General features: G+C 74.6%; 6 protein-coding genes. All 6 read left to right on the forward strand.

Annotated features, from left to right (window positions below):
• Window positions 1–256: 256 nt before the first annotated feature.
• Entirely contained in the window at window positions 257–1,483 is a 1,227-nt protein-coding gene (locus RIN80_RS15640) for a histidine kinase (protein ID WP_309096204.1), read from the forward strand.
• The gene (locus RIN80_RS15645; RefSeq protein WP_309096205.1) at window positions 1,480–2,154 is read left to right on the forward strand and encodes a response regulator transcription factor; all 675 of its coding nucleotides are present in this window, start codon (window positions 1,480–1,482) and stop codon (window positions 2,152–2,154) included. The genes RIN80_RS15640 and RIN80_RS15645 overlap by 4 nt, the downstream gene beginning before the upstream one ends.
• A 133-nt stretch (window positions 2,155–2,287) precedes the next feature.
• Window positions 2,288–3,115 (forward strand): ABC transporter ATP-binding protein, encoded by an 828-nt coding sequence (locus RIN80_RS15650; RefSeq protein ID WP_309096206.1) that lies wholly within the window; start codon window positions 2,288–2,290, stop codon window positions 3,113–3,115.
• Entirely contained in the window at window positions 3,112–5,628 is a 2,517-nt protein-coding gene (locus RIN80_RS15655) for an FtsX-like permease family protein (protein ID WP_309096207.1), read from the forward strand. Before RIN80_RS15650 ends, RIN80_RS15655 begins: the two co-directional genes overlap by 4 nt.
• 68 nt (window positions 5,629–5,696) lie before the next feature.
• The gene (locus tag RIN80_RS15660) at window positions 5,697–7,094 is read left to right on the forward strand and encodes an MFS transporter (protein ID WP_309096208.1); all 1,398 of its coding nucleotides are present in this window, start codon (window positions 5,697–5,699) and stop codon (window positions 7,092–7,094) included.
• Complete coding sequence (locus RIN80_RS15665) at window positions 7,091–8,287, forward strand: FAD-dependent monooxygenase (RefSeq protein WP_309096209.1); 1,197 nt, start codon at window positions 7,091–7,093, stop codon at window positions 8,285–8,287. Before RIN80_RS15660 ends, RIN80_RS15665 begins: the two co-directional genes overlap by 4 nt.
• Window positions 8,288–8,503: the final 216 nt, after the last annotated feature.

Consider the following 8,503-nt stretch of genomic DNA (forward strand, 5'->3'; position numbering starts at 1 on the left):
GACGGCATCACACGTCCCGGACCGGGTCCAAGACCAGGACGGGCCGGCGGCCCGGGACCCGGTCGCGACTCCCGGGGCCAGGGGGGCCGCGCCCGGCGCAGGACCCGGACCAGGGCGGCGTCAGGCGCCCCGGCACCAGGGCGGCGTCAGGCGTCCCGGCCCAGGACGGTGTGCCGTACGGCACCAGGACCCCGAGGTCAGGCGGCCCGGGCGGTCTCGAGCACCCCGGCCCCGCGTCGGGCCTAGGCTGGGGCACATGATCTCGGCGGAGGGAAAGCCCTCGGGCGCGCTGCTCGCGGGGGCGGCGCGGCGATGGGTGCGGCTGCTGCCGTGGGTCCTGGCGTTCGTGCTGTGCTGCGCCCTGCTGCCCACCACCATCCAGGTGCTCAGCGCCGACTACGGCTTGAACGCCGGTATCGCCAGCGCCCTCGCCGTACCCCAGGCGGCACCGCTGCTGCTCGCCGTGGTGCGCCCGCTGCGGGCCTGGTACGTGATCTTCGTCGCGGACGTGGCCGGGGCGCTCGCCCTGCTCACCGTCGACTTCGAGGCACGGCTGCTGTGGCCGTTCCCGCCCATGCAGATCGTCGGATACGTCGGCCTCTGCCTCGCCCTCGGCCTGCGCGAGTCGCGCCGGACGCTGATCCTGGTGTGGCTGGCGACGGCCGCGGCCAACACCGGTCTGATGTTCGTCGCCCCGCACGGCGCCGACGGCATGACCGCCCTGCTCACCATCCTCAGCGGCGTCACCCTGCTGCTCACCGGCGCGCTCCGCGAGCGGTACGAGGTGCAGCGCAGGCTGGCCGAGCAGCAGACGATCAGCGCCGCCGAGCGCGACCGGCGGACACTCCTGGAGGAACGCGCCCGCATCGCCCGCGAGTTGCACGACGTGGTGGCGCACCACATGTCCGTCATCACGGTGCAGGCGGACACCGCCGCCTACCGCCTGGACCGGCTGACGCCGCAGGCACGGGAGGAGTTCACGTCCATCGCGGCGGCCGCGCGCGAGTCGCTCGGCGAGATGCGCCGGCTCCTCGGCGTACTGCGCAGCGAGGACGCGCACGGCGAGCTGGTGCCCCAGCCGGGCCTGTCGCGGATCGGGCAACTGGTCGAGGCGACCGTACGGGCGGGGGTGCCGGTGGAGTTCACCCCCTGCGACGCCGATGTGCCCGAGACGGTGGGGCTCTCCGCGTACCGCATCGTCCAGGAGGCCCTCGCCAACGTCGTACGGCACGCGCCGGGCGCCCCCACCCAGGTGTCGGTGTCCCTCGCCGAGGACGGGACGCGGCTCACCGTCCTCGTCGTCAACGGGCCGCCGCCCGAGCCGCCCGCCGCACCTCTGGAGGCGAGCGGCACCGGACACGGCCTCGTCGGCATGCGCGAGCGGGTCCGGCTCGCCGACGGCACCCTCGACGCGGGCCCGCTGCCGGACGGCGGCTTCCGGGTCGCCGCACAACTACCCCTGACGGAGAAGGACCTCACGTGACGACGCGCGTCATCATCGTCGACGACCAGGCCATGGTGCGCGCGGGCTTCGCCGCGCTGCTGGCCGCCCAGAGCGACATCGACGTGGTGGGCGAGGCCCCCGACGGCGCGCGGGGCGTCGAACTGAGCCGGCAGGTCCATCCCGACGTCGTGCTGATGGACGTACGGATGCCCGAGATGGACGGCCTGGAGGCCGCGCGCCGCATCCTCGAACCCCCGCCGGGCGTGACACACCGGCCGCGCGTGCTGATGCTCACCACCTTCGACGTCGACGACTACGTCTACGAGGCGCTGCGCGCGGGCGCCAGCGGCTTCCTGCTCAAGGACGCGCCGCCGGCCGACCTGATCGCGGCGGTACGGGTGGTGGCCGCGGGCGACGCACTGCTCGCCCCCTCCGTGACCCGCCGCCTGATCGCCGACTTCGCCCGGCAGCGTCCCGCCGCCCGGGGCAAGCCCGCGCTGCGGCTCAAGGCCCTGACCCAGCGCGAGACCGAGGTGCTCACGCTGGTGGCCCGCGGCCGGTCCAACACGGAGATCGCCGCGACGCTGGTACTGGCCGAGCAGACGGTGAAGACACACGTCAGCCGTGTCCTCACCAAGCTCGACCTGCGCGACCGCGCCCAGGCGGTGGTCTTCGCGTACGAATCGGGGCTGGTCACCCCGGGGGAGTAGGCCCCGGCGGGGTACCTCACCCACCCCCTACCCCGGTAGCACCTCCATCTTGGCTCCCGGGTATGACGCCCGGCGCGCGACCGCCTCCGCACACTCCTGCCCATCACGAGGAGAGATCGCGAAAGGGCGGCACATGAGGCTACGCAGGGGCAAGCGACAGCAGACCGACAACGGACCGGTGGCCCCGGCCGCCACACCCGGTGTCGCCGTCGAACTGCGCGGTGTCCGGCGGCAGTACGGCCGCGGCGCGGGCTCGGTGCACGCCCTCGCGGGCGTCGACCTGGCCCTCCCGCGCGGCACCTTCACCGCTGTCATGGGACCCTCCGGGTCCGGCAAGTCCACCTTCCTGCAGTGCGCCGCGGGCCTCGACCGGCCGACGGCGGGCTCCGTGCGCCTGGGCGGTACGGAGATCACCGGGATGAGCGAGAACGAGTTGACCGAGCTGCGTCGCAGCCGCGTCGGCTTCGTCTTCCAGGCGTTCAACCTGCTGCCGTCACTGACCGTGGAGCAGAACGTCCTGCTGCCCATGCGGCTGGCCGGACAGCGCCAGGACCCTCGCCTGGCGGCCGAGGTGCTCGCCCGGGTCGGGCTCGCCGACAAGGCGCGGCGCCGGCCCGCCGAGTTGTCCGGCGGCCAGCAGCAGCGGGTGGCCGTCGCCCGCGCGCTGGTCACGCGCCCGGACGTGGTGTTCGCCGACGAACCCACCGGCGCCCTCGACACCGGCACCGCCGCCGAGGTCCTCGGCCTGCTCCGGCACGCGGTGGACACCCTCGGTGCCACCGTCGTCATGGTCACCCACGACCCGGTCGCCGCAGCCTGGGCCGACCGCGTGCTGTTCCTCGCGGACGGTGCCTTCGCCGATGGCCTGGACGGCGGTTCGGCGGAGCGCGTCGCGGCGCGGATGGCGGCGCTCACCGCCCGTACCTCCGGCGCGGACACGATGGCGGGGGCAGCGGCATGAGGCGCCCCAACGGACTCGCCCGCGAGGCCGTCCGCTTCAAGCCCGCGTCCTTCGCGGGGACCTTCCTGGCGCTGCTGATGTCCGCGCTGATCGTCTCGGCCTGCGGCATCCTGCTGGAGACCGGCCTGCGGGCGTCGGTGCCGCCTGAGCGGTACGCGAACGCGCCGGTCGTCGCGGCGGCGGACCAGTACGTCCCCCTGGTCACCGGCGGCGGCGAGGACCGCGAGGAGGAGAAGGTCCCGCTGCCGGACACGGCCCGGGTGGACGCCGGGCTGGCGGCGAAGGCCGCCGGGGCGCCGGGCGCGGCCACCGCCGTACCGGACTTCACCTTCCCGGTGCGCGCAGAGCCAGAACTGCCCGTCCCGGGCGGTGTGTTGACCGGGCACGGATGGGGCTCGCACGTCTTCACCGGCACCGCGCTGACCACCGGCTCCGCGCCCCGCGAGGGCGAGGTCGTGCTCGACGCGGGTACCGCCCGGGCCGCGCGGGCCGCTGTCGGCGACACCGTCACGCTGCGCACCGCCGCAGGGCAGCGGGACTTCCGGGTCGCCGGTGCCGCCGAGGCCGGTCCCGCGGAGACCGTCCGGGACACCGGCGCCACCACGCTCGCCTGGTTCGCCGACACCCAGGCCCCCGTGCTCGCCGGCCACCCCGGCAAGGCGGACGCCATCGCCGTTCTGGCGCGGCCGGGCACCGGCACCGACGCCCTCGCCGACTCCGTACGCGAGGCCCTGGCCGGCTCCGAGGCCCATGTGCGCCTCGGCGACGACCGCGGCGCCGTCGAGGAACCGGGACTCGGGCACGCCAAGGGGACGCTGTTCGGGATCGGCGGTTCCTTCGGCGGCATCGCCACCATCGTCGCGATCCTCACCGCGGCCGGGACCGTGGCCCTGTCCGTCTCCCAGCGGGCCCGCGAGTTCGCACTGCTGCGCGCCGTCGGCGCCACCCCCCGACAGGTGCGCCGCGCGGTCGCCGGCGAGGCACTGCTCGTCGCGCCGCTCGCCGGGATCATCGGCTGCCTGCCCGGCATCGGGCTCGCGCACTGGTGGTTCGGGCAGCTCCGGGACCGCGGCGCGATCCCCGAGGCGGTGCGGATGCACGTCTCCGTGTTCCCCCTGCTCGCCGCCGTCGCGGTCGGGCTGCTCACCGCGCTCGTCGCCGGCTGGACGGCCGGGCGCCGGCCCGCGAGGACCAAGCCGGGACAGGCGCTCACCGACGCCTCGGTGGAACGGCTGCGGCCCGGTGTGATCCGTACCGGACTGGGCGTCGCCGCCCTGGTCGGCGGTGGGTTCCTCACCGGGCTGTCCGCCTCCTCGACGGGAGGAGACGCGGCGGGCGCCGCCCTCGGTGTCGTCATGCTCTTCATGCTCGCCGTCGCGCTGCTCGGCCCGCTGGTGGCGCGGCTCTGCGCGGGCCTCTTCGGCCTCCCGCTGCGCGGCGCCGGCCCGGCCGCCGGACTGGCGGCCGCCAACTCCCGTACCCATGCCCGCCGTACGGCCTCCGCGATCACCCCGATCGTGCTGGCCATGGCGTTCGCCTCGACCCTCGTCTTCATGCACACGAGCGAGGCCCATGTCGCCGACGGGCAACTGCGCGCGGGCGTCACCGCGGACCACGTGGTCACGGACCCGGCCGGACTCCCGGCGGACGCGACGGCCCGCGCCGCCCGCGCCCCGGGCGTGGAGGCCGCCGTCGGCCTGCTGAACACCGAGGTGCTGATCCCGGCCGGCTCCGGCGAGTTCAAGTCGCTGGAAGGCGCCGCGACCCAGGGCGTCACCGGCTCCGCCGCGCAGCTGGCGAAAGTGCAGGACCTCGACGTACGCGAAGGCAGCCTCCAGCGGCTCGGCACCGGCCGTATCGCCATCGACCGGACCCTGGCGAACTCCACCGGCGCCGGCGTCGGCGACCGGCTGCCGCTCTACCTCCCCGACGGCACCGAGGCCCGCCCCGAGATCGTCGCCGTCTACGGCCGCGGCATCGGCCTGGCCTCGGTGACCATGGACCGGGCGTCCCTGACCGGACACGTCACCTCGGACCTCGACAGCACCTTGCTGGTACGCGGCGGCTCGGCGAAGTCGCTCACCGCGCTGGGCAGGGTCACCGACGCCTCCGGCTACGCCACCGAGCGCAGCCTCGACGCCGAGGTGGGCGCCTGGTCCAACAACACCATGGCCGCGGTCCTCGGTGGCTTCGCCGCCATCGCCGCCGTCAACACCCTGGTGATGACGGTCCTGGACCGCCGCCGCGAGCTGGGCACCCTGCGCCTGGTCGGCTCCACCCGGCGCCAGGTGCTGACGATGCTCCGGTGGGAGGCCCTGCTGGTCGCCGTGGTGGGCCTGGTCCTCGGCTCCGCGATCGCCGCGGCCACGCTGATCCCGATGATGCGCGGCATCACCGGCGAGGGCCCCTACGTGCCCCCGCTGCTGTACGTCTCCTTCGCGGCCGGCGCCGTGAGCCTGGCCCTGCTCGCGGTCACGCTGCCGGCCCGCGCGGCGCTGCGCCGCTGGCCCTGACTCCCGCCTACGGAACGGGGGTCGGCCGTATACCGGCTCCCGCCCCTCCCCCTCGCCGAAAGGACGTCATGACCACAACCCCGGCTCCACCGACCCGCGTCGGGAAGGCCGCCGTCCGGGCCCTGGGCCTGCTCGCGGTCACCACCGGTGCCTTGGAGTCGGTGGTGACGCCGACCCTGCCGCTCCTCCAACGTGAACTGGACATGACTCCGGCCGAGGGCGCGCTGCTCAGCATCGTGCTCCTGATCACCGGCGCGCTCGTCACCCCGGTCGCGGGCAAACTCGGCGACCGGTACGGCGGGAAACGCGTCATGGTCCGGCTGATGACGGTGGTCTCCGCCGGCGGCCTGGTCTCCGCCCTGGCGCCGAACCTGCCCGTGCTGCTGCTCGGCCAGATCCTGCAAGGGGCGATGGTGGGCGCGCTGCCCCTGTCGTTCATCCTCGTCCGCACCCACCTCCCCGCCGGGGAGTCGAAGGTGGCCATCGGCGTGGTCAGCGGCCTGTTCGTCGGCGGCGGGATGGCGGGCACACTGGCCGCCGGACCGGTGGCCGAGCAACTGTCCCGGCACTGGATGTTCGCGCTGCCCACCCTCGCGGTCATCGGCGCCACCCTCCTCGTGAACCGGCTGATGCCGCGCGATCCGCCGGGCCGGTCGGACGGCGGCGGGATCGACCGGCCCGGCCTGCTCCTCCTGAGCGGGACGCTGATCACGCTGATGCTCGTCCTCGCGCTGGCGCCCGACATCGCCGCGCAGCCCCTCGTGCTCGGCGCCCTCGTCGTCCTGCTCGCCGCCTTCGTGACCGGATGGGTCGCTGTCGAACGGCGCGCGGCCTCGCCGATGGTCGACCTGCGGATGCTGGCCCGGCCGGTGATGTGGAAGTCGTGCGTGCTGACGTTCGTGATCTGCCTCGGCACGTCGATGGCGGTCTATCTCGTCCCGCAACTCTTCGCGGTGTCCGGCGACACCTACGGATTCGGCGCCGGCGCCACCGCCATCGGCTTCTTCCTGCTGCCCGGCGCCGTCGCCGCGGCACTGGCCGGACCGGTCAGCGGCATCGGGGTGCGGCGCCTCGGCTCCCGTACGGTGGTCACCGCCGGGATCCTCCTCATGGTCGGCGCCCTGCTCGCCCTGTCGGCCGTCCACACCCAGATCTGGCACCTCGTCGTCGGCAAGGCGCTGATCGCCCTCGCCAACGGACTGTGCGTCACCGCGCTGGTGACCGGCATCGCCACCTCCGTCGACCGGCGGGACACCGGCATCGCCACCAGCCTGGTCCTGGTCACCCGCGTGCTCGGCTACGCCGTGGGCGCGCAGATCGGCGGCGCGCTCCTCACCGCAGGGATCCCCGCCGGGTCGGACGTCCCGGCCGAATCGGCCTTCATCACCGGCTTCCTCATCGCGGGCGCCGTCACGGCGCTGTCCCTGCCCGTCGTCCGCACCCTCGGCAAAGGAGTCAAGGAATGACCCGCACCGAACCGTCGGCGCACCCCCGCACCGCACCGAGGCGCACGGCCCTCATCTCCGGGGCCGGCGTCGCGGGCACCGCCCTCGCGTTCTGGCTGCACCGCCACGGATACGCCGTCACGGTGGTGGAGAAGGCGGCCACCGTACGCAGCGGCGGTTACCCCGTCGACGTACGCGGCGCCGCGCTGGACGTCGTCCGGGAGATGGGGCTGCTGCCCCGGCTGCGGAAGGCCCATGTCGACCTGCGCCGACTGACCTTCCTCGACCGGTTCGGCGGCGAGGTGGCCTCGCTCCACCCGCACACCGTCACCGGCGGTGTCACGGGCGAGGACCTGGAGGTGCGGCGCGGTGACCTGACCGACGCGCTCCATACGGCGGTCCGTGACGACGTCGAGTTCCTGTTCCGCGACTCCATCGACACCCTCGACCAGTCCGGCCACGGCGTCGACGTCACCTTCCGGGGCGGCGGGCAGCGGACGTACGACATGGTGTTCGGCGCGGACGGCATGCACTCACGCACCCGCGAGACGCTGTTCGGCCCCGAGGAACAGTTCCACCGCTACCTCGGCTACTGCTTCGCCGTGTTCACCATGCGCAACACCCTCGGGCTCTCCCACGAGACCGTGATGTGGAACACCCCGGGCCGGGCCGCGGCGCTCTACGCCGTGGGGGACGGCGACGACGTACACGCCTTCCTGACCTTCGCCCACCCGGAACCGCCGAGGGACGCGCTGCGGAACCCGGAAGCCCAACGGACCCTGGTCGCCGACGCGTTCGCCGACGCCGGATGGGAGGTCCCGGGCATGCTGGCCGCCCTGCGCGACGCGGACGACCTGTTCTTCGACCGGGCCGGCCAGATCCGGCTGCCCCGATGGTCCAGCGGCCGGGTCGCGCTGGTGGGCGACGCCGCGTACGCGCCCTCGTTCCTCACCGGACAGGGCACCAGCCTCGCGCTCGTCGGCGCCCACCGGCTCGCCGCCGCCCTGGCCGGCCGGGACCACACCACGGCCTTCGCCGCCTACGAACACGCCACCCGCGCGTCCGTGACCGGGATCCAGGACCTGGCCGGCCGGGGCGGCGCCACCCTCTTCCCGACCACCGCCGAGGCACTGGAGCGGCGCGACGACCGGCTGCGCCGGCTCGGCGCCGCATCGGTACTTGCCCACCAGGAGAGTCGAAGGCGACTTTCCTGACGGCACAGGGCCCGCGTGCGGCACTGCTCCCGGACAGCGCGCGCCGCCGAGGCGGCCGGCTCCGGAAACTGCCCATGGTCGCCGCCGCCGGTGCTGCCGCCGACGAAGACGCCGTTGTCCCCGGGTGCTCAGGACGACGCCACACGGCCCGAGCCAGGACGACGTCACGCGGCCCGGACCAAGGCGCGTCAGGCGGCCGGGCCGAGCGGCTGCAAG

The organism is Streptomyces sp. (genome assembly GCF_031181705.1).
Classification (GTDB): Bacteria; Actinomycetota; Actinomycetes; order Streptomycetales; family Streptomycetaceae; genus Streptomyces.